At 72.0% G+C, this 20442-nt stretch carries 18 protein-coding genes; 9 read left to right on the plus strand and 9 right to left on the minus strand.

All coding sequences use genetic code 11. From position 1 onward, the window contains the following. Positions 1-55 precede the first annotated feature (55 nt). From H288_RS0112980 to H288_RS0112995, 4 genes are all read right to left on the minus strand, one after another. Positions 56-886, minus strand: a complete 831-nt coding sequence (locus H288_RS0112980; RefSeq protein ID WP_020093010.1) for an NAD(P)-dependent oxidoreductase — start codon at positions 884-886, stop codon at positions 56-58. A 45-nt stretch (positions 887-931) separates the two neighbouring features. After that, positions 932-2227 carry an MFS transporter gene (locus tag H288_RS0112985; RefSeq protein ID WP_020093011.1) on the minus strand — a complete coding sequence of 432 codons (1296 nt, stop codon included), beginning with the start codon at positions 2225-2227 and terminating at the stop codon, positions 932-934. 161 nt (positions 2228-2388) lie between these two features. Next, positions 2389-3444, minus strand: a complete 1056-nt coding sequence (locus tag H288_RS0112990; protein WP_234081191.1) for a lactonase family protein — start codon at positions 3442-3444, stop codon at positions 2389-2391. Positions 3445-3621: 177 nt separating this feature from the next. Next, positions 3622-4929 (minus strand): alpha-hydroxy acid oxidase, encoded by a 1308-nt coding sequence (locus tag H288_RS0112995; protein ID WP_020093013.1) that lies wholly within the window; start codon positions 4927-4929, stop codon positions 3622-3624. 184 nt (positions 4930-5113) lie between these two features. Here H288_RS0112995 and H288_RS0113000 point away from each other — a divergent pair, with 184 nt between their 5' ends. From H288_RS0113000 to H288_RS0113010, 3 genes are all read left to right on the plus strand, one after another. After that, on the plus strand, positions 5114-6163 hold the full coding sequence (locus H288_RS0113000; protein WP_020093014.1) for a LacI family DNA-binding transcriptional regulator: 1050 nt from the start codon (positions 5114-5116) through the stop codon (positions 6161-6163). Between the two features lie 85 nt (positions 6164-6248). Beyond that, the gene (locus H288_RS0113005; protein ID WP_020093015.1) at positions 6249-6920 is read left to right on the plus strand and encodes an aspartate/glutamate racemase family protein; all 672 of its coding nucleotides are present in this window, start codon (positions 6249-6251) and stop codon (positions 6918-6920) included. Between the two features lie 3 nt (positions 6921-6923). After that, positions 6924-7721: a TIM barrel protein gene (locus H288_RS0113010; protein WP_020093016.1), complete on the plus strand. Its 798-nt coding sequence runs from the start codon at positions 6924-6926 to the stop codon at positions 7719-7721. A 10-nt stretch (positions 7722-7731) separates the two neighbouring features. Here H288_RS0113010 and H288_RS0113015 read toward each other — a convergent pair whose 3' ends face one another. From H288_RS0113015 to H288_RS0113025, 3 genes are all read right to left on the minus strand, one after another. Continuing rightward, positions 7732-9912, minus strand: coding sequence for a TonB-dependent siderophore receptor (locus tag H288_RS0113015; RefSeq protein WP_245274499.1), 2181 nt, complete (start codon positions 9910-9912; stop codon positions 7732-7734). Between the two features lie 309 nt (positions 9913-10221). After that, entirely contained in the window at positions 10222-11259 is a 1038-nt protein-coding gene (locus H288_RS0113020) for an NAD(P)-dependent oxidoreductase (RefSeq protein WP_020093018.1), read from the minus strand. 5 nt (positions 11260-11264) lie between these two features. Continuing rightward, a complete protein-coding gene (locus tag H288_RS0113025) occupies positions 11265-12470 on the minus strand; it encodes an amino acid aminotransferase (protein WP_020093019.1) in 1206 nt (401 codons plus the stop codon). Positions 12471-12708: 238 nt separating this feature from the next. On the opposite strand from H288_RS0113025, the gene H288_RS0113030 reads away from it, so the two are divergent. The 3 genes from H288_RS0113030 to H288_RS0113040 all read left to right on the plus strand — a co-directional run bounded on the left by H288_RS0113030 (position 12709) and on the right by H288_RS0113040 (position 15294). Further along, complete coding sequence (locus tag H288_RS0113030) at positions 12709-13842, plus strand: branched-chain amino acid ABC transporter substrate-binding protein (RefSeq protein WP_020093020.1); 1134 nt, start codon at positions 12709-12711, stop codon at positions 13840-13842. A gap of 211 nt (positions 13843-14053) precedes the next feature. Beyond that, positions 14054-14329 (plus strand): translation initiation factor IF-1, encoded by a 276-nt coding sequence (infA, locus tag H288_RS0113035; RefSeq protein ID WP_012320343.1) that lies wholly within the window; start codon positions 14054-14056, stop codon positions 14327-14329. Beyond that, entirely contained in the window at positions 14326-15294 is a 969-nt protein-coding gene (locus H288_RS0113040) for a DMT family transporter (protein WP_020093022.1), read from the plus strand. Before infA ends, H288_RS0113040 begins: the two co-directional genes overlap by 4 nt. Here H288_RS0113040 and H288_RS0113045 read toward each other — a convergent pair. Beyond that, positions 15264-15566, minus strand: a complete 303-nt coding sequence (locus H288_RS0113045; RefSeq protein WP_012320341.1) for a hypothetical protein — start codon at positions 15564-15566, stop codon at positions 15264-15266. The two genes, H288_RS0113040 and H288_RS0113045, sit on opposite strands and share 31 nt — an antisense overlap. Before the next feature lie 170 nt (positions 15567-15736). Here H288_RS0113045 and H288_RS0113050 point away from each other — a divergent pair, with 170 nt between their 5' ends. Continuing rightward, entirely contained in the window at positions 15737-16342 is a 606-nt protein-coding gene (locus H288_RS0113050) for a sulfite oxidase-like oxidoreductase (RefSeq protein ID WP_020093023.1), read from the plus strand. Positions 16343-16370: 28 nt separating this feature from the next. Continuing rightward, the gene (locus tag H288_RS0113055; RefSeq protein ID WP_234081186.1) at positions 16371-17114 is read left to right on the plus strand and encodes an FAD-binding oxidoreductase; all 744 of its coding nucleotides are present in this window, start codon (positions 16371-16373) and stop codon (positions 17112-17114) included. A gap of 172 nt (positions 17115-17286) precedes the next feature. Here H288_RS0113055 and H288_RS0113060 read toward each other — a convergent pair whose 3' ends face one another. Further along, positions 17287-18384, minus strand: coding sequence for a calcium:proton antiporter (locus tag H288_RS0113060; RefSeq protein ID WP_020093025.1), 1098 nt, complete (start codon positions 18382-18384; stop codon positions 17287-17289). A 303-nt stretch (positions 18385-18687) separates the two neighbouring features. On the opposite strand from H288_RS0113060, the gene H288_RS0113065 reads away from it, so the two are divergent. Further along, the gene (locus H288_RS0113065; RefSeq protein ID WP_020093026.1) at positions 18688-20439 is read left to right on the plus strand and encodes a DEAD/DEAH box helicase; all 1752 of its coding nucleotides are present in this window, start codon (positions 18688-18690) and stop codon (positions 20437-20439) included. Positions 20440-20442: the final 3 nt, after the last annotated feature.

Here is a 20442-nt window from a genome sequence, read left to right on the forward strand (position 1 = left end):
AGTCTCTCGTCTCGGGAGGAGCGGTCGGGCGGCCGCGCGCCGAAGAAGCGGTCCGTCACCGCGGCGGCGCGGCGCGGGAATAGTCGATCGCCGTGAAGCCGCCGCCCTGGTAGCGCTCCACCACCGGGTTGCCGCTGGTCTTCCCCTCCAGCGCCGCCGCGTGGGAATCGGCGCTGTCCTGCGGCGTCCAGCCGATGACGGCGCGCCCGTCCTTCCGCCACCAGGTCATGCGGCTGTTGTTCGAGGCGCCCCAGATCACCACCGAGCCCGTCGGGCCGAGGTCCGGGGCCAGGGTGGCGCGGGTGATCAGCCGGGTCAGGTCGGCGTAGGACAGCCACGTGGCCAGCATCCGCGCGTCGGTCGGCTCCGGGAAGCACGAGCCGATCCGCAGGAAGACGCTCTCGACCCCGTGCTTGTCGCGGTAGAGGCCGCCCATCAGCTCGCCGTAGGCCTTGGACAGGCCGTAATAGCCGTCGGGCGCGAGGCCGCAATCGTCGTCCAGCACCTCGGACCGCGGGTGGAAGCCGATCGCGTGGTTCGACGAGGCGAAGATCATCCGGGCGCCCTCGCGCCGGGCCGCCTCGTAGGCGTGGTAGAGGCCGCGAATGTTCGGGCCGATCACGGTCTCGAACGGGTGCTCCACCGAGATCCCCCCGAAATGGAGGATCGTGCCGCAGCCCTCCGCCAGCCGGAGGATCGCCGGCCCGTCCTCCAGGTCGGCGACCTGGAACCGCGCCCCCTCCGGCAACGGGTCGGGGAAGGGGACGCGGTCCGTGAGCCGGAGCGTCCAGCCCTGCGCGCCGAGCGCGCGGGTCAGGACGCGCCCGAGGGCGCCGGAGGCTCCGGTCAGGAGGACGGGTTTGGGCGGGACGGTCTCGGGGCTCATGGGACGCTGCTCCAGATTCCGGCGGACTTGATCGGACAGCCTCGGTCAGACGGCCTTGGCCGCGGTGAGGGGGCCGGCTTCCGCCGGGTTGCGCGGCCGCCGCACGAAGATCGCCATCGCGACGACGCCGGCCGCCGCGATCAGGGCGGCGATCACGAAGGCGCTGGCGTAGCCCCCGAGATACTGCACGGCCAGTCCCGTGGCAGTCGGCCCGATGATGCCCGAGATGTTGCTCAGGAGGTGGATGAAGCCGCTGACGCCGCCGACCCGGGCCTCGGGCACCAGCTCGTGGATCGTCGCCCAGCAGGATTGCACCGAGCTGGTCAGCATCAGCACGGCGAGCGCGATCAGCGAGACCGCCATGGCGGTGCTGGTCGCGGCGTTGACCATGATCAGGGCCACCCCCGCGATGGCGAGCGGCACGATCGTGGTGATCTTCCGCGCGGCGAGCTTGTCGCCCATGCGCGTGTAGACGAAGTCCGCCACCACGCCCCCGCCGACATAGCCGACGAAGCCGCAGGCCCAGGGGATCGACGCCACGAGCGCCATCTCCTTCACCGGCATGTGCAGCGCGTCGGTGAGATAGCTCGGGAGCCACGAGAGGAAGATGTAGAGGGTGTAATTCACCGCGAACATGCCGAGCCCGAGCGACAGGGTGCTCGGCAGGAACAGGTACTCCTTCAGCGAGCGGGCATGGTCGGAGGGCGCGAGGTGCGTGACCGCCCGGCTGCGCTCCACGAGGGCGATCTCCTCCGGATGGACCCGCGGGTTGTCCTGCGGCCGGTCGGTCATCAGCATCCGCCACGCCACGACCCACAGCAGGCCGACGGCGCCGATGGCCACGAACGCCACGCGCCAGCCGTACTGGATCGCCAGCAGGCCGACGACCGGCGCCGCGATGGCGCTGCCCACCGTCTGGCCCGAGAAGGTGAAGCCGATGGTCCGAGCGGTCTCCTCGCGGGGGAACCACGTGGTGATGGTGCGGTTCGTGGTGGAGTTCATCGGCCCCTCGGCGAAGCCGAACAGGGCGCGGACGATGAACATCTGGGCGAAGCCGGTCACCGCCCCTGTGAGCATGCACAGGACCGACCAGGAGGCCGCCGCCCAGCTGTAGACGCTGCGCGGCCCGTAGCGGTCGGCGAGCTGCCCGCCCACGAAGGCGAACAGCGCGTAGCCGAAGAAGAACGTGCTGAAGATCACCCCCAGCTCCGAGGGCGACAGGTTCAGGTCCTGCTTGACGAAGGGCGCGGCGACGCCGAGCGCGGCTCGGTCCATGTAGTTGATGATACCGGCGATGAACAGCAGGAACGCGATCAGGAACCTGTAACGCTTGGCGAACATGGGCATCCTCCAGAATATTTATGATTTTCTTTTCTTGTTTGCTTGGTGCGGCCCGGCGGTCAGAGGTCACGGCTCGACCGCCGCCGGTTCCGCCTCTCTTGCCCCTTCGAGGGGCATGGTCGGGCCCGCGCGCGGCGCGGGCCTGAACGCGTCGGCGCCTCCTACAGGAACGCGATCGTGCAGGGACTGAGGCTCGGGCGCGAACCGGTCCGAGTGAGGTCTCCGCTCTCGGGATCGATGGCGAAGGCGACGAGGCAGTCGCCCTGCTCGTTGGCGACGAGCAGGTGGCCTCCGTCCGGTGCCAGGACCATGAAGCGCGGGTCGCGGCCGCCGGAGGACGTCCAGCCCGCGGGTTCGAGGCGCCCGGCCGGGTCCGCCCGGAACCGCGCGATCCCGTCCTGTCCGCGGTTCGACGCGTAGACGAATCGTCCGTCGGGCGTGACCGCGATGGCCGCGGCGGTGCTCGCGCCGAAGAAGTCCGGCGGCAGGGTCGAGACGAGGTGCAGGGGCGTCAGCGCTCCGGCGTCCGCGTCCCACCGGCAGGTGGCGACGCTCGAGTCGAGCTCGTTGACCAGGAAGGCGAGCGGCTCATGCGGGTGGAACGCGATGTGGCGCGGGCCGGCGCCGGGACGCATGGCGGTTTCCGAGACGATGGCGAGCCGCTCACCCGCGAGCTTCAGGACGAAGACGCGGTCGAGGCCCTTGTCGGGGACGATGACGTGGCGACCGTCGGGTGACAGGACCACGTGGTGCGGGTGGGCGCAGGCCTGCTCGGTTCGGTGCGGGCCCGGCTCGCCCGGGAGCGGCAGCACTTGGCACGCGGGCTCCAGGCCGCCATCGGCGCGCACCGGCATGAGGGCGACCGATCCGCTGGCGTAGTTGGCCACGATCAGGAACCGACCCCCGGGGTCGAGGGCCTGGTGCACGCTGTTGGTGCCGCCGGTGGCGGCGCTGCCGAGGCCACGCAGGGTGCCGTCGGGCTCCAGCGCGAAGGCGCTCGCTGCCTCGCCGTCGCCCTGGACCGTGTAGAGGATCGCGCGCGCCGGGTCGGTCACCAGGAAGGACGGGTTCGTCAGGTTCTCGACCCGGCCGAGATGCGTCCAGTCGCCGAGGTCGCGACCGGTCCGGTAGATGTCGATGCCCCGGCCGCGCGCCCGGCGCCGCTCGGTGGTGAAGCAGCCCACGAAGGCGAGGCCGCGGGGGGCGGGGTCGGTCATGCGGAGCATCCGGATCGGGGACGGGGCTGCGGGGACAGCCGGCGGGATCGACGGTGCAGGGATGCCGGGCGCCCGGGCGCGGCGGCCCCGGCGCCCCGGGCGGCTGTCCCGCTGCCGCTCGCCGGCGCGCCGCGCGTGTCCGGGAAGCCGATCACGGTCGATCCTCCCGCCATCGGCTCAGGCCCGCCGCGGGGTGCGGCGCAGGAAGTCGGGATTGAGTTCGGACAGGCGATTCACCCCGATCAGCGCCATGTCGCGGTTGAGTTCCTCCTTGAGGATCCGCATCGCGTGCTCGACCCCCGCGGCGCCCCCGAGCGCCGCGGCGAACATGAAGGGCCGGCCGAGCAGGACGAAGTCGGCGCCCAGCGCCAGCGCCTTCATCACGTCGGTGCCCCGGCGGATGCCGCTGTCGACGATGATCTTCAGCCCGCCCTTCCGGGCGGCGATCTCCGGCAGCACGTCGAGGGGGGCGACGGCGTAGTCGAGCTGGCGGCCGCCGTGGGTCGACAGGATCACGCCGTCGGCGCCGCACTCCCGCGCGATGTCGACGTCCTCGGGCGCCAGCAGGCCCTTCACCAGCAGGTTGCCGGACCACCGCTTGCGGATCGCCTCCAGGTTCTTCCACGAGAGCTGGTCGCGGGCGATGGTGTTGCGCACCGCGCCCTGGGACATCATCGGCGGCCCGCGCTCGGCCTCGGTGTTCTCGAAGTGCGGGGCCCCGTGCTTGAGGAAGGTCCGGGCGACGGTTCCGAGCAGCCAGCGCGGGTGGGTGGCGCTCTGCCACGCCACCTTCGGCGTGACCTTGATCGGCATGGAGAAGCCGCTGCGAATGTTGTGCTCGCGGTTGCCGAGGGTCGGCGTGTCGGCGGTCACCACGAAGGTCCGGTAGCCGGTGGCTTCGACCCGGTCGAGGAGGCGGTCGATCCGGTTCTGGTCGCCCGGCAGGTAGCCCTGAAACCAGGCCTGCGGGTTCTGGGCGTGGACGTCCTCCAGCCTGATCAGCGAGGACGCGCTCAGGCACATCGGCAGGTTCATCCGCCGGGCCGCCTCGGCGAGCACGAGGTCGCCCCGGTAGGCGATGAAGGCGGCCCCGCCCAGCGGCCCGATCCCGAACGGCGCCGCGTAGGTCTGGCCGAACAGCGTGGTGGCGGTGTCCCGCGCCGAGGTGTCCCGCATCAGGCGGGGGACCAGGGCGTAGTCGGCGTAGGCGCCGCGGCTCTGCGCCAGGGCCGAGCCGGTCTCGACCCCGCCGGCCACGTACTGGAAGATCATCGGCGGCAGGAGCTTGCGGGCGTGCCGCTCGAAATCGTCGAGGGCCAGCAGGTCGCGGAACCGGTAGGGCGTGACCGCGTCGCTGCGCTTCAGGCTGGTGATGATGGCCTGCGGGGCCGCGATGCCCGGCGCCGCGGCGTCCGCGCCGCCGACGGTCGGCGCGGCGCGCTCTGGGGCTCCCAGTCCGGAGGCCGGCCGGTCGAGCGTCGCCATCGGATCCTCCTGTGGGCCGCCCGATCGAGCAGCCTCTTGAAAGCGCTTTCAGATAGCCAGCGGTCGGGTGGGGTGTCAATATACTGCCGGTTCGGCCCGCTTCTGCTGGCCGGGCATCGCCGCGTCGCGTATCCGGGGCCGACGCGCTGCCCCGCGGGGCCGTTCGGGAGGAGGATCGATCTCAGTGCTGGACCTGCCGGAGGAGATCCTCGAGCCGCCGACGCGCAGCCCGGTTGCCCGGGACGTCGCCCGCCGCGCCGGCGTCTCGACTGCGACGGTGTCCCGGGTGCTGAACGGCTCCGCCGGCGTCCGGGCCGACAAGCGCGCGGCGGTGATGCGGGCCGCGCAGGATCTCGGCTTCGTCGCCAACGGGGCGGCCCGGGCGCTCTCGACGCGCCGCTTCATGGCCGTCGGCGCCGTCGTGCCGAACATCGAGAACGAGGCCTTCGTGCGCGTCCTGTCGAGCTTCCAGGACCGGCTGCGGCAGGCGGGCTACACCCTGGTGGCGGCCAATGCCGGCTACGACCTGGAGGACGAGCTCCGCGAGGCGACCTTCCTGCTGGAGCGCGGCGTCGACGGACTGATGCTGGTCGGCGACATCCACCACCCGGACCTCCACGCCCGGATCGCCCGCGCCGGCATCCCGATGGTGCAGACCTTCAGTCTGTCCCGCGAGCGCCCCTGCGTGGGCTTCGACAACGCTGCCTCGGCGGCCCGGGCGGCCAACTACCTGATGGATCTCGGCCATCGCCGGATCGGGGTGATCTCGGGCCTGCGCAAGGACAACGACCGCGGCGGCGCCCGGGTGACGGGCATCGCGGCGGCGCTCGCGGCCCGCGGCCTGCGGCTCGCCCCGGAGCACGACATCGAGATCTCCTACGGGATCGGCGGCGGCCGCGACGGGTTCCGCCAGATGCTGGCCGGCGGCCCGCCCCCGACCGCGATCATCTGCGGCACCGACCAGATCGCCTTCGGGGCGATGATCGAGGCGCGGGCAAGGGGGCTCTCCATTCCCGGCGACCTGTCGGTGATCGGCCACAACGATTCCGACTTCGCGCCCTTCCTCGACCCGGCGCTGACGACGATCCGCATCCACTCCGCCGAGATCGGCCACGCCGCCGGCGACCACCTGATCGCCCGGATCCAGGGGCGGCCGATGGTCCGTCTCACCGAGATCGACGCCGAGCTGATCCTGCGCGCCAGCACGGCTCCGCCGCGGCGTGCCGACGCCTGACCTGCGCTATCTTGCCACCCAGTTGAAATCGCTTACAACATGCGGACCGGCCCCGTCCGGCTCCGTAGACTCTCCGGAACACAGCATGGCTCCCCGCATCGTCCTCCTGCACGCGACGCCGGTCGCCATGGCGCCGATCCAGGCCGCCTTCGCCGAGCGCTGGCCGGAGGCCGAGACCGTCAACCTGCTCGACGACGGCCTGTCCCTCGATCGGGCGAGGGAGCCGGGCGCGATCTCGGAGACGATGATCGAGCGCTTCGTGCGGTTCGGCCGCTACGGCCACGACATGGGCGCCGACGGCATCCTGATCACCTGCTCGGCCTTCGGTCCGGCCATCGACCGGCTGATCGAGACCGTACCGGTCCCGGTGCTCAAGCCCAACGAGGCGATGTTCCGCGCGGCGATCGCGCAGGGCGCGCGCATCGGCATGCTGGCGACCTTCGGGCCCTCGGTCGGCACGATGACGGACGAGTTCGAGGAGTTCGTCGCCGAGTCCGGGCGCCCGGCGAGTCTGCGGACGGTCCTGGTGGACGACGCGATGGCGCGGCTGCGCGCCGGCGACGCCGAGACCCACAACCGGCTGATCGCCGAGCGGGCGCCGGACCTGCGCGACTGCGACGCGATCATGCTCGCGCATTTCTCCACCTCGCGCGCGGCCGAGGCCGTGCGGAAGGCCGTCGACGTCCCGGTTCTGACCGCGCCCCACGCGGCGGTGGACCGGATGCGGGCGATGATCGAGACCGGCGGGAGCGCCTGACCCATGAAGCTCGGTGCCTACAAGGATCGTCTCAGCGGCCATTGCGGCTTCCTGTTCACGGAGCTGCCGCTGGCCGAGCGCTTCGCGGCCGCGGCCCGTGCCGGGTTCCGCGCGGTCGAGCATCCCAACCTGTTCGCGACGCCGGCCCGGGAGGTCGCGGGCTGGCTGGAGCGGGCGGGCGTGCCGCTGGTCCAGACCGGCTTCCCGGCGGGGGACGCCGCCAAGGGCGAGAAGGGCTTCGCGGCGCTGCCCGACCGGATCGATTACTTCCGCTCCACGATCGAGCCGACCCTGGACTACGTCGCGCAGCTCGGCTGCCGGATGGTCCACCCGATGGCGGGCGTCCGGCCCGCGGGAGTCGAGCGGGCGCGGCTCTGGGACACCTATCTCGACAACCTCGCCTTCGCAGCCGACGCCGCCGGCGCGCGCGGCATGACGGTGATCGTCGAGCCGATCGGTCCCGGTTCGATCACCGACTACGCGATCGACGACCCGCTGCTGGCGGTCGAGGCGATCCGGGCGATCGGCCGCGACAACGTCAAGCTGCTGTTCGACGCCTATCACTGCGTGTGCCTCGGCCATGACCCGGCGGCGCTGATCCGCGCGCACGCGCCGCTCATCGCCCATGTCCAGATCGCCGACGATCCCGGGCGGCACGAGCCGGGGACCGGCACGATCGCCTTCGACCCGATCTTCGCCGCCCTGGAGGAGGTCGGCTATTCCGGCTTCGTCGGCTGCGAGTACCATCCCGCGGCCGGCACCGAGGCAGGGCTCGGCTGGATGCGGGCGGCAGCGGCGTAGCGCCGGGGCCTCAGAACCGGGCGGCGACGCCGCCGATGATCGTGCGGGGCTGCCCCGGCGTCGCGTAGCGGTTCTGGAACGCGCGGTCGTAGAACGTCGCGTCGAACACGTTGTCGACGTTGAGGTAGATCCGCACGCCCGGCGCGATCTGGTAGTACGAGATCAGGTTGACCAGCGTGTATTGCGGCAGGTTGAAGGTCGCGAGCGCCGTCCCCGCGGCGCGCCGGCCGACGAAGTCGAGGCCGCCGCCCAGGCCGAGCCCCTTCAGGTCGCCGCTCTGGAACTCGTAGACGGTCTGGAACGCGAGGCTGTTGGCGGGCACGTTGGCGATGCGCGTGCCGACCGGCAGGGTGTTGTCGCGGGCGACGGCCGCGTCGACGCGCGTGTAGGTCCCGATCACGCGCCAGCCCGGGGCCAGGTAGCCGGCGGCGGTCAGGTCGAAGCCGCGGCTGCGCACCGTGCCGGTGGCCACGCTGAAGTTCGGGTCGACCGGATCGGTGCTCAGGACGTTGGAGCGCCGGATCTCGAACAGGGCGGCGGTGGCGTCGAGGCGCCCGTCGAGCAGGCTGACCTTCGCGCCGGCCTCGTAGCCCTCACCCTCCTCGAACGCGAAGGGCCGGCCGCTGCGATCCGTGCCGATATTGGGCCGGAACGAGCGCGCGTAGTTGCCGTAGAGCGCGACCGTGTCGGTCAGGTCGTAGAGCAGGCCGAAGCGCGGCGTCGCAACCAGACCCTGGAGGCTGGTGGTGCTCTTCGTGAGGTTGTTCGTCGAGACCAGCCCGAGGTCCTCGACCCGGACACCCAGGAGGGCGTGGAGGCGGGGCGTGAGGTCGATCTGGTCCTTCACGTAGCCGGCGTAGCTCTCGGTCTTCTGCAGGAAGTTCGTGACCTGCGCGGTGATCGGCGGCAGCGGCTGGCCGTAGCGCGGCGCCAGCAGGTCGAGGAGGAACGGGTTCGTCGCCACGTTCGAGCGGTTGAACACCTCCCGGTAGCGGTAGCTGTCGTATTCCAGCCCGAGCAGGAGCGTGTGGCGGAACGGGCCGGTCTCGAACTTGCCCGCGAGATTCGCCTGCAGGTCGAGGTCGGACCACGTCAGGTCCCGCCATTCCAGGGTCCGCCGCTGGGTCCGGCCATCCGGCAGCAGGCCGATGGCGCCGACCCCGTAGCCCGACAGGTTCCCGCCGAGAACCTGGGCACCGACGTTCAGCACCCAGTCCTGGTCGAACCGGTGCTCGACGCGCAGCTGGCCGAGGGCGTTGTCGACATGGGCCGGCGGCAGGCCCGGCTCGCCGATGAAGCGGCTGCGCGGCAGGGCGCGCACGTTGCCCCCCAGCGGGACGATGCCGCGGTCGAAGGTCTGCGCCGTGCTGACGAAGTCGCCCTCCAGGGTGACGGTCGTGTCCGTCGTCGGCTTCCAGGCGATGACCGGGGCGAGGGCGTAGCGGTCGCTGGTGACGAAGTCCCGGAAGCTGCCGTTGTCCTCGACAGCGCCGGTGACGCGGGCCAGCACCTGCCCGCTCTCATCGAGGGCGCCGGTGGCGTCGAAGGTGCTCCGCTTGGCGCCGAAGCTGCCGTACTGCGTGCCGACCGTGAGGGAGCGCGCCGCCAGCGGCTGCTTGGTCACGATGTTGAAGGTGCCGCCGGGATCGCCGCGACCGTACAGGAAGGCCGAGGGGCCCTTGAGGACCTCGATGCGCTCGATGGAGACGATGTCGGGGCTGTTGGGGTAGCCGCGGTTGATCGGGAACCCGTTGCGGTAATACTCGCCGGTCGCCACGCCGCGGATCGTGAACTCGGTCAGGCCGAGACCGCCGAAATTGTTGCCGCGGCCGACGCCCGCGAGGTCGAGGGCGCTGTCGATCCGCGTCGCCGCCGCGTCCTCCAGCACCTCCTGCGGCACCGCCACGATGGTCTGCGGCACCTCGCGGACGGGCGTGTCGGTCCGCGTGGCGCTCACTGCCCGCGTGGCCCGGTAACCGTCGACGCGGGACGTCCCGTCGCCGGTCCCCGCCACCGACAGCTCCTCCAGCTGGACTTCCTGGGAACTGTCAATGGCAAGTTGAGCCCAGCCTGGAGACGGGAGCAATACCGGAGCGAGGAAGAGGGAGATTCTGGCTGCGCGCCCGGAAACGCCGCGCGAAGCCCGCGTGCAAGACCTTGCACAGTTACGCCGTACCACGATGTCGACCATTCTGTTTCGAGTGGCGCCAGATACGGTGCGGAAACATTCACGGTCAAGCTTGATCGCCGGCGGAGCCTCCAGACTAGATTTTGAATAACTACAATCTGATCGGGATCGACGGTGCGCCCGCACGAAGCGCGCGAAGACGCCGTCGTCGCCGGTTCGAGCGGTGAGGGAAGGGGAGGGTCGCTCCGGCGCACGGGCTCTCAACACGCCGGGTCGCGGGGCATCTGCACAGCCGACGCCTCTCGCGTCGTCCGAGCGATCGTGACCGGTTCGCGCGCCGCCCAGAAAGGGCGGAGCGGGACCTGTTCCCGCTCAGGCGCCGCCGAGCAGCCGCGCCCGGCGCTCGAGGACCGTGGGCCAGACCTCGGGATTGACGAGCCGCGGCGGCGTCTCGCCCCGGAGCAGGCCGACGATCTGCTCGGCCCCCCAGGCGGCCACGTTGCGCCGCGCCTCGTGGGTGACGCCGGCGGTGTGGTAGGTCGCCACCACGGTGTCGAGCTGCAGCAGGGCCGCGTCGAGGCACGGCGGTTCCGGCGACCAGACATCGAGGCCCGCGCCGGCGAGATGGCCGGCGGTGAGCGCGGCGGCGAGCGCCGCCTCGTCGTGGACCCGGCCCCGGGCGGTGGTGATGAACAGCGCCCCCGGCTTCATCGCCGCGAAGGACGCGGCGTCGAAGCTGCCCCGGGTGGTGTCGTCGAGGGGGCAGTGAAGGGACACGATGTCGGACTCGGCGAGCAGCCGCGCCCGGTCCACCGGCTCCGCGCCGCGGGCCCGGATCTCCGCGTCCGGGAGGAGGGGATCGTGGGCGAGGACCCGCATGTCGAAGCCGCGGGCCAGCTTGGCGACCTCCCGGCCGGTATGACCGATCCCGATGAGGCCCAGGGTCGCGCCGCCGATCTCGTGGCCCATCAGCGATTCGCGGGTGAAGCCGCGCGCGGTCCGGAGCAGGCGGTCGGAGACGCAGATCTTGCGCGAGACGGCGAGCATCAGGCCGATCGCCAGTTCCGCCACCGAGCGGGCATTGCCGCCCACTTGGTTCACCACCGCGACGCCGGCCCGGGTGCAGGCGGCGGCGTCCACCGTGTCGAAGCCCGCCCCGGCCGACGAGACCGCGAGCAGATTCGGGCATTCGGCGAGCAGCGCGTCGGTCACGTGCCAGCGGCGCGGCAGCTCGTCCCGCGCCGGCGATACGTGGAGGACGTGGGCCCGCGCCAGCAGCGCCGCGAGCGCGTCCTCCGGTCCCTGCAGGTCGCCGACCTGCAGGTCGATGTCGGGCTCGGCCCCCAGGCGCGCGTCGAAGACCGGATTGATCCAGACGTTGAATCGGCAGACGCGCTTGGTGGCCGACACCCGGTTCAGCCCTTCACCACCGCGTCGATCGCGTCGATGACGTGGTCGATGTTGTGGGTGTTGACGGCGGCGACGCAGATCCGGCCCGTCTCCAGGGCGTAGACCTCGTGGTCCTCGCGCAGGCGGGTGGCCTCGGCGGGGCTCAGGCCCGTGTAGGAGAACATGCCCTTCTGCGCCTTGATGGCGTCGAAGCCGCGCTCCGGGTGACGCTGCTGCAGGCTGTCGGCCATCCGCTCGCGCATGGCGCGGATCCGGTCGCGCATCTCGCCGAGTTCCCGCTCCCAGTCGGCGCGCAGCTCCGGGTCGGTGAGCACGATCTCGACGATCGCCGCGCCGTGGGTGTGCGGGTTCGAGTAGCTCGCCCGCACCAGCCGCTTGGCGAAGGCCTCGACCTTGGCCTTCGCGGCCGGGTTCTCGGCCACGATGGTGAGCGCGCCGACGCGCTCGCCGTAGAGCGAGAACGACTTCGAGAACGAGGAGGCGACCAGGAATTCCTGGCCCGACTCGGCGAACAGGCGCACCGGCTCGGCGTCGGCGTCGAGGCCGTTGCCGAAGCCCTGGTAGGCGATGTCGAGGAACGGGATCAGGCCGCGCTCGGCCATCAGGGGCACGAGGTCCCGCCACTCGTCGAGGCCGAGATCGGCGCCGGTCGGGTTGTGGCAGCAGGCGTGCAGCACCACGATCGAGCCCTTCGGCAGATCCTGGAGATAGGCCTTCATGGCCGGGTAGTCGGCGCCGCCGGTCTCGGCCGAGAAGTAGGGATAGTCGACCACGGTGAAGCCGGCCTGGCTGAACAGCGCCTTGTGGTTCTCCCAGCTCGGGTTGCTCACCGCCACGGTGGCGTTCGGGTAGAGCTTGGCGAGCAGGTCGGCGCCGGTCTTCAGCGCGCCGGTGCCGCCGATGCTCTGGAGCGTCGCGGCCCGGTTCTGGGACAGGATCGGCGCGCCCTTGCCGAACAGGAGTTCCTGGACCGCGTCGCGGAACGGCTTGGTGCCCTCGATCGGCCGGTAGGTCTTCGGCAGGCCCTTCTCGATCCAGCGCTTCTCGGCGGTCTGCACGGCGCGCAGGCGCGGCACCTTGCCGTCCGCGTCCGTGTACACGCCGACCACGAGGTTGAGCTTCTTGGGGCTCGGGTCGGCGTTGAAGGCCTCGAACAGGCGCATGATCGGGTCGAGCGGCGCGTCCTGGATGCCGGCGAACAGCGAGGTCATGATCGTCAATCGTCCCAGAGGGTCTCGGCCGGCGACGCGCGGAGGGGCGCCGGCACGCCCGGCGACGGGCCGGGCCGACGCCCTTATTCCGCACATCGCGCTCGCCCGCCAGCGCTTCCGCGCGCATCAGCGTCCCGATCCGCTCAACGATCTGCGCGACGCTGCGCCCGACGATAGTCCGGGCGATCCGGGAGCGGCGCCCTTCCGGTCGGGGCGGAGACGGTCCTAGAGTGCCGCCATGATCCGTCGCCTCCTCCCGTTCCTCGCCCTTCTCCTCGCGGCCGCCCCGGCCGTCGCGCAGGCACCGGTGCGGATCGGCCTGTCGGCGCCGCTGACCGGTCCGGATTCCGCCTTCGGCCAGGGGCTCCGGCAGGGCGCCGAGCAGGCGGTGGCCGATCTCAACCGCGCCGCGGGCGGCCGCTCGCGCTGGGTCCTCGTCCCGGCCGACGACGGCGGCGAGGCCCGGCAGGCCGTCGCCGTCGCGAAGAAGTTCGCCGCCGACGGGGTGCGCCTCGTCGTCGGACCGCTTGAATCCGGGGCGGTCGCGGCCGCGGCGCCCGTCTACGAGGAGGCGGGCGCAGTCATGGTCGCGCCGGGGGCGTCCTACGGGCCGCTGACCGGCCGGGGTCTGTGGAACCTGTTCCGCCTCGGACCGAGCGACGCCCAGCAGGGTCGGGCGGCCGGGGCCTACCTGGCGAAGGCCTTCGCGGGACGCCGGGTCGGGATCCTCAGCGACCGCTCGACCTTCGGCCGCGGCCTCGCCGACGCGGTGGCGGCGCGGCTGAAGGAGGCCGGCACGCCGGAGGTGCTGTTCGACGGCTTCCCCCGGGGCACCCGCGACCTCGCGGACCTCGTCGCGCGGCTGAAGGCGGCGCGCCCCGACGCGGTGTATTTCGGCGGCCTCGCGCCCGAGGCCGCGACCCTGCTCCGCGCCATGCGCGAGGCCGGCCTCGGCGCGACGCTGGTGGCGAGCGACGGCATCCTCGACCCCGCCTTCGCCGCGGTCGACGGGGACGGGGAGGGGACGGTCATGACCCTGGTTCCCGATCCGCCGCGCCTGCCCGAGATCCGCGGCGCTCGCCCGGTGCCGCGCTCGCCCGAGGCGGAGAGCGTCGCGGCCAACGCCTACGCGGCCGTGGAGCTCCTGGCGCAGGCGACCGAGCGCACCCGCGCCGCCGACCCGAGGACCGGCCGCATCGCGGACGGCCACAAGGTGGCCGAGGCCGTGCGGACGGGGCCGTCCCGGACGCTGCTCGGATCGGTGGCCTTCGACGCGCGGGGCGACCGCGCCGGAGCACCGATCGCCCTGCGGATCTGGCGCCGGACGCCGGACGGTCGCCTCGACTATGCCGGCAACGACGCCGAGCCCTGAGAGCCGGCAAATCGTGTCGATGACGGAACGTGTTCGGTGTCCGTGACTTGCGGCCGGTTCCCGCGGGGACTACATGCGGGCGGTGCTGCTGAGCTGGCGCGGGCGGTCCACCGGATCGGATCCGCGCCCTGCGGCGTTTCCCGAGCTCGATGACAGCCGAACACGCATTGCCGGAACGCCTGCTGCCGGACGGTCCGACTGGAGAAGGTGCATGGCGAAAGAAGAATTGATGCAGTTCGATGGTCTCGTGATCGAGATCCTGCCGGATGCGCGCTACCGCGTGCAGCTCGACCAGGGCCACGAGATCGTGGCCTACACGGCCGGCAAGATGAAGAAGAACCGCATCAAGACGCTGGCGGGCGACCGGGTGACGGTCGAGATGTCGCCCTACGACCTTGAGAAGGGCCGCCTCGTGTTCCGCCACAAGGACGAGCGCTCGTCCGGACCCCGCCCGCCGGTGCGCGGCGGTCAGTTCCGCCGCCGTTGACGACCGGGCGCGCGCGCCGGGCTTCCCCGGCCGCGCCCGCCTACCTGCTCTTGACCGTCACGGCGCTGCTCTGGGCCGGCAACGCCGTCACCAGCCGCTGGGCGCCCGGTCACGTGTCGCCCCAGGTCATCACGACGCTCCGATGGGCGGTCGCCTGCCTGGTGCTCATGCCCTTCGCCGCGCGCCGGCTCGCCGCCGCGTGGCCGCTCCTGCGGCCGCACTGGCTGCGCATCCTGCTGATGGGCGGCCTCGGCTACACGGCCTTCAACTGCCTGTTCTACGCGGCCGGTGTGCATACCGGCGCGATCAACCTCGCCCTGTTCCAGGGGGCGATCCCCGTGCTGGTGATCGTCCTGAACCGGCTCGCCTACCGGGTGCCGGTCACGCCGGGGCAGGTCCTGGGCGTGGCGCTGACCCTGGTCGGCGCCGGCCTCGCCGCCACGCACGGCGACCTGTCGGTGCTCACGACCCTCGCGTTCAACCGCGGCGACGTGCTCGTCTTCGGCGCCTGCCTGCTTTACGCGGGCTACACGATCTTCCTGCCGACGCGCCCGAAGGTGCCGGCCCTGGTGTTCTTCGCCGCGATGGCGGTCGCGGCCTTCGTCACCTCGCTGCCGCCGCTCGCCGTCGAGTGGGCGACGGGCCACGCCGTCTGGCCCAACCGCGAGGGCTGGCTGATGGTCGCCTTCGTGGGCCTCGGGCCGTCGCTGCTGGCGCAGCTCTTCTTCATGCGCGGCGTCGAGATCATCGGCCCGAACCGCGCCGGCCTGTTCGTCAACCTCGTGCCGATCTTCGGCGCGATCCTCGCCGTCCTGCTGGTCGGCGAGCCGTTCGGCGCGACGGAAGGGGTCGCCCTGGCCCTGGTGCTGGCCGGGATCGCCTGCGCCGAGCGCCTGAAACCGGCGCCCGCCGCAGAGGCGACTCCGGAAGCCGCCTACTCGCAGACGCGGACGCGGCGGATGTAGACGTCGCCGTAGGCATCGTAGGTCCGGCGGCGCTCGAAGTGGCAGACCGGGCCGTAATCCTCCTCGACGTAGACCGGCGGCGGGGCGCGGTAGACCGGGCGGCCCGGGTAGTAGCCGTTGTTGGCCGACGCGATGGCGCCGCCGACGGCCAGGCCGCCGAGCACGCCGAGGGCGGCCGCGCCGCCGGCGCCGATGCCGTCGCGGGCCTGGGCGGCCGGCGCGAGCGTGGCGAGGCTCCCGACGACAAGGCTCGTCGCGAGAAGGTACTTCATGACATCCCCCTGAAAGCAGGCGATTCGTGCCGATCGATCGGCACAGAGCTGCTAGCACACCCGAGCTTTGGGGCGTTTGTTCGGCCGCACGTGCCGGCTTGACGTGAGGTGCTCCGCCGCACCAAACCCGGGGGCGAGCCGGAGGGCGAGCGAGAGGAGCGGCGACCGTCATGGTGACACGGGGCTTCGTCGGACGCAGGCAGCCGCCCGAGACCGGCGCGCGCCTGCCGCCGGGTCAATATCTCACCGACGATTTCCCGATCCTCCAGATCGGCCCCAACCCGACCGTCGACATGGCGACGTGGCGGTTCACGCTGCGCGAGGGATCCCGGCCGATCAAGGCGTGGAGCTGGGCGGAGTTCGAGGCGCTGCCCCGCACCACCTGGCGCGGCGACATCCACTGCGTCACCAAGTGGTCGAAGTTCGACACGACCTGGGAGGGCGTCAGCTTCGACGACATCCTGGCCGATGCCGGGATCACGGCACCGACCGGCTACCTCCTGGCGGAATCCCACGACGACTACACCACGAATGTCCCGGTGGCCGACCTCGTGGGCGGTCGCGCCCTGGTGGCGACGCGCTACGAGGGTCAGCCGATCCATCCGGATCACGGCGGCCCGGCGCGGCTGTTCGTGCCGCACCTCTATTTCTGGAAGAGCGCCAAGTGGGTGAAGGGCCTGCGGTTCACTCAGACCGACACGGCCGGTTTCTGGGAATTGCGCGGCTACCACATGTACGGGGATCCCTGGCGTGAGCAGCGCTACATCGGTGACTGAGGCGGTTCCTGAGGTGGTGACTGACGCGGTGACGGACACAGTGACTGACCCGGCGTTCGAGCCCATCGTCTTCCGCTGGCACGAGGCGGAGATCACCGCGATCGCGCCGGTGACGCCGCACGTGAAGAGCGTCCGGCTGCGCTGCGGCCTCGCCGAGTCCTACCGGGCCGGGCAGCACGTCGATGTCCGGCTCACCGCCGAGGACGGCTACCAAGCGCAGCGGAGCTATTCCATCGCCTCGGCGCAGGACGGCAGCGGCACCCTGGAGCTGATGATCGAGGCCCTGCCGGACGGCGAGGTCTCGGGCTGGTTCTCGCACTGCGCCGAGGTCGGCGACCGGGTCGAGCTGCGCGGGCCGATCGGCGGCTCGTTCTCCTGGGACGGGTCCGACGGCGGGCCGCTGCTCCTGGGCGGCGGCGGGTCCGGCGTGGTGCCGCTCCTGGCGATGCTGCGGCGGCGGGCGCAGCACTGGCGGGCGATCCCGGCGGCGCTGATCTACTCGGCCCGCACCCGCGCGGAGGCGATCGCGGTCGCCGAGCTGGAGCGGCTCGCCGAGACGGATCCCAACTTCTCCCTGCATCTCGCCACCACGCGCGAGCCCGGCGGCAAGCGGATCGACGCGCACCTCGTCGCCGACGCGCTGGCGCGGATCGGGGCGCCCGGGAAGGTGTTCCTCTGCGGCTCGAACCGGTTCGTGGCCGCGGCCTCGGACCTGATCCTGGCGCAGGGCGTCGCGCCGGGCCTGATCCGCACCGAGCGCTTCGGCGCCTGAACGAGGCCTGGCGCTTTCCGGTCGAGGATCTCGGCTCTGTCGTCGTTGCGAGCGAAGCGAAGCAATCCAGAGTGCGCCACATTCTCCAACGTCGCGCCGCCCCGGGTCGCTTCGCTGCGCTCGCGATGACGGAGCGGGTTGCGCCGACCGAAGCGTTCCGCCGGAAGCCGAATCAGGGGCTGAAGATCAGCACGAGGTAGACGAAGAACAGCACGAGGTGCACCGCGCCCTCCAGCACGGTGGTGCGCGAGCCCGAGAAGGTCTGGGCGCTGAGGATCAGCGTCACGGCCAGCAGGGTCATCTCGGTCGGCTTGAGGCCGAGCACCACGGTCTGGCCGGTGAGCAGCCCGATGGTCAGGATCGCCGGCACGGTGAGGCCGACCGTGGAGGTGGCCGCCCCCAGGCACAGGTTGATCGCCCGCTGGAGCTCGTTGCGGGCCACCGCCTTGAGCGCCGAGATCCCCTCCGGCGTGAACACGATGGCGGCGATCAGCACGCCGCCCAGCGCCGTCGGCGCGCCGAGCGCCGCGATGCCGTGGTCGAGGATCACCGCGAGGCTCTTGGCCAGGATCACGATCGGCAGGACGTTGGCGAGCAGCAGGCCGACATGCTTGGCGACGCTGCCGCCCGAGACCGGATCCGCGCCGTGCGGCGGCTCCGTCGCCTCGGGGATCTCCGCGTCGATGAAGAACTCGCTGTGGCGCCCGGTCTGGATGAGCAGGAACACGCCGTAGAGGGCGAGGGTGAACACCAAGAACGTGACCGCCTGAAGCGTCGTCAGGGTCCCGTCGCTGGTGGAACTGGTGAAGTTCGGGATGATCAGCGCGATCGTGGTGAGCGGGATGATCACCGCCATGAAGGCCGAGGCACCCTGGAGGTTGTACCGCTGCTGGTGGTGGCGCAGGCCGCCGACCAGGAGGCCCAGCCCGACGACGCCGTTCAGCACGATCATCAGCACCGCGAACATCGTGTCGCGACCGAGGGTCGGCGCGTCCTTGGCCGACAGCATCACGGCGGAGATCAGCGCCACCTCGATGATGACGATCGCCAGCGTCAGGACCAGCGTCCCGAGGGGCTCGCCGAGGCGGTGTGCCAGTTCTTCGGCCTCGTGCACCACGCCGAAGGCGGCCCAGACGATCACGGCGAGCAGCCACGCGAACAGGCCCCCCGCGAACAGCGGCTGAGACAGGTCCCCGAGCCAGTCCTTGCCGAACCACGTGAAGGCGAGAACCGTCGCCCAGGCTACCGCCACCCGCAGGGCTGCCATCATGATGAACGTGTACTCCGCTCGGTTCGCGTCGGGCCTCGACGTGCGCGATTCACGGGAGCCTTAGCAGGTCGTCGGACCAGTGTCGGCGTCGACGGCCGATCGGCCGCGGGTCCATTCGCGCGCCGATGAGGCGGGCCGGATCCCGGATCGAGCGCGCGCAACCGCCCCATGCTGCGACGGGAGTGGTCAGTCGGCCCGGTTGGCGTTACCTTCCCGGCACCCGAATAAAGTCCGGCGCCTGATTCCCCCGCCGCGCGATGGCGCGCTGCCGGGCGCGGCACGGCCGTTGAGAGTTCCCGAAGCTTGCCTTTCCCGACCCTGCCCGCCCCCCTCGCGCGGGCCCTGAGCGACCGCGGCTACGCCGACCCGACGCCGGTCCAGGCCGCCGTGCTGGAAGCCGCCGCCGGCTCCCGCGACCTCCTCGTCTCGGCCCAGACCGGGTCCGGCAAGACCGTGGCCTACGGCCTCGCCATGGCCAGCATGCTGATCGGGGAGGCCGAGCATCTGCCGCCCCCGGCGGCGCCCCTCGCCCTCGTGATCGCCCCGACCCGGGAACTTGCCCTGCAGGTCCAGCGGGAGCTGTCCTGGCTCTACGGCCCGGCCGGTGGCCGGGTTGCGGCCTGCGTCGGCGGCATGGATCCGCGCCGGGAGAGCCGGATGCTCGCGGACGGCACCCACATCGTGGTCGGGACGCCGGGCCGCCTGCGCGACCACCTCGAGCGCCGCAACCTCGACCCGACGGCGCTGCGCGCCGTGGTCCTCGACGAGGCGGACGAGATGCTCGATCTCGGCTTCCGCGAGGACATCGAGTTCATCCTCTCGGCGACGCCCGCGGAGCGGGCCACCTACCTGTTCTCCGCGACCCTGCCGAAGGCGATCGAGACGCTGGCCGAGCGCTACCAGCGCGGGGCCCTCCGGCTCGCGATCAAGGGCGAGACCAAGGGCCACGCCGACATCGCCTACCGCGCGGTGCGGATCATGCCGCGGGAGACCGAGCACGTGGTGCTCAACCTTCTGCGCGAGGCGGACGCCAAGACCGCGATCGTCTTCTGCAACACCCGCAACGCCGTCCGGCACCTCCAGGCCAGCCTGACCGAGCGGGGCTTCTCGGTGGTGGCGCTCTCGGGCGAGCTGGGGCAGGGCGAGCGCAACGCCGCGCTCCAGGCCCTGCGCGATGGCCGCGCCCGCGTCTGCGTCGCCACCGACGTGGCCGCCCGCGGCATCGACCTGCCGTCGCTCAGCCTCGTCATCCACGCGGATCTCCCGCACGACGCCGAGGTGCTCCAGCACCGCAGCGGCCGCACCGGCCGCGCCGGCCGCAAGGGCACCTCGGTGCTGCTGATCCCCAATTCCCGGCGGCGCCGGGCCGAGCAGATGTTCGCCATCGCCAAGGTGAGCCCCGAATGGTCGGGACCGCCCTCGGCCGACGAGATCCGCCGGCTCGACGGCGAGCGCATGCTCTCCGACCCGCTCTTCGCCGAGCCGCCGGCCGAGGAGGACGTCGCGCTGGCCGAGACGCTGCTCGCCGGCAAGAGCCCCGAGGAGCTCGCCGCGCTCCTGGCCCGCGTGTACCGCACCCGCCTGCCGGCCCCCGAGGAGGTCAGCGATCCGGGCGAGGGCCGCGCGCCCCGCGGCGAGCGTCCGCCCTACGACCCGATGGACCCGGAGCGGATCGCCGCCATGGGCCCGGCGGTCTGGTTCCGGCTGAACCTCGGCCGCCGCGACAACGCCGACCCGCGCCGGCTGCTGCCGATGCTGACCCGTCGGGGCGGGATCGGGCGCCAGGAGATCGGCGCCATCCGGATCTTCGACCGCGAGACCAAGTTCGAGGTGCGTGGCAACGCGGCGGCGCGCTTCGCCGAATCCTTCGCCCGCAACGGCTCGCCGGAGATCCAGGTCGAAGCGCTCGCGGGCGATGGGGCGCCGGCCGAGCGCCGGGGCCCGCCCGCCGGGCCGAAGGGATTCGCGAGCCCGCGGGCCGGCAAGCACCAGCGCAAGGCCGAGCGCACCGGGCCGAAGGGCGACAAGGCCGGGCGCCAGACGGGCCGGGCCTGAGCG

This window comes from Methylobacterium sp. 285MFTsu5.1 (assembly GCF_000383455.1).
Lineage (GTDB): Bacteria > Pseudomonadota > Alphaproteobacteria > Rhizobiales > Beijerinckiaceae > Methylobacterium.

Excerpts from the sequence above, each read along its gene's own strand:
- H288_RS0112980 (WP_020093010.1), bottom strand. The coding sequence starts at position 886 with ATGAGCCCCGAGACCGTCCCGCCCAAACCCGTCCTCCTGACCGGAGCC.
- H288_RS0112985 (WP_020093011.1), bottom strand. The coding sequence starts at position 2,227 with ATGTTCGCCAAGCGTTACAGGTTCCTGATCGCGTTCCTGCTGTTCATC.
- H288_RS0112990 (WP_234081191.1), bottom strand. The coding sequence starts at position 3,444 with ATGACCGACCCCGCCCCCCGCGGCCTCGCCTTCGTGGGCTGCTTCACC.
- H288_RS0112995 (WP_020093013.1), bottom strand. The coding sequence starts at position 4,929 with ATGGCGACGCTCGACCGGCCGGCCTCCGGACTGGGAGCCCCAGAGCGC.
- H288_RS0113005 (WP_020093015.1), top strand. The coding sequence starts at position 6,249 with ATGGCTCCCCGCATCGTCCTCCTGCACGCGACGCCGGTCGCCATGGCG.
- H288_RS0113010 (WP_020093016.1), top strand. The coding sequence starts at position 6,924 with ATGAAGCTCGGTGCCTACAAGGATCGTCTCAGCGGCCATTGCGGCTTC.
- H288_RS0113015 (WP_245274499.1), bottom strand. The coding sequence starts at position 9,912 with ATGGTCGACATCGTGGTACGGCGTAACTGTGCAAGGTCTTGCACGCGG.
- H288_RS0113025 (WP_020093019.1), bottom strand. The coding sequence starts at position 12,470 with ATGACCTCGCTGTTCGCCGGCATCCAGGACGCGCCGCTCGACCCGATC.
- H288_RS0113030 (WP_020093020.1), top strand. The coding sequence starts at position 12,709 with ATGATCCGTCGCCTCCTCCCGTTCCTCGCCCTTCTCCTCGCGGCCGCC.
- infA (WP_012320343.1), top strand. The coding sequence starts at position 14,054 with ATGGCGAAAGAAGAATTGATGCAGTTCGATGGTCTCGTGATCGAGATC.
- H288_RS0113045 (WP_012320341.1), bottom strand. The coding sequence starts at position 15,566 with ATGAAGTACCTTCTCGCGACGAGCCTTGTCGTCGGGAGCCTCGCCACG.
- H288_RS0113050 (WP_020093023.1), top strand. The coding sequence starts at position 15,737 with ATGGTGACACGGGGCTTCGTCGGACGCAGGCAGCCGCCCGAGACCGGC.
- H288_RS0113060 (WP_020093025.1), bottom strand. The coding sequence starts at position 18,384 with ATGATGGCAGCCCTGCGGGTGGCGGTAGCCTGGGCGACGGTTCTCGCC.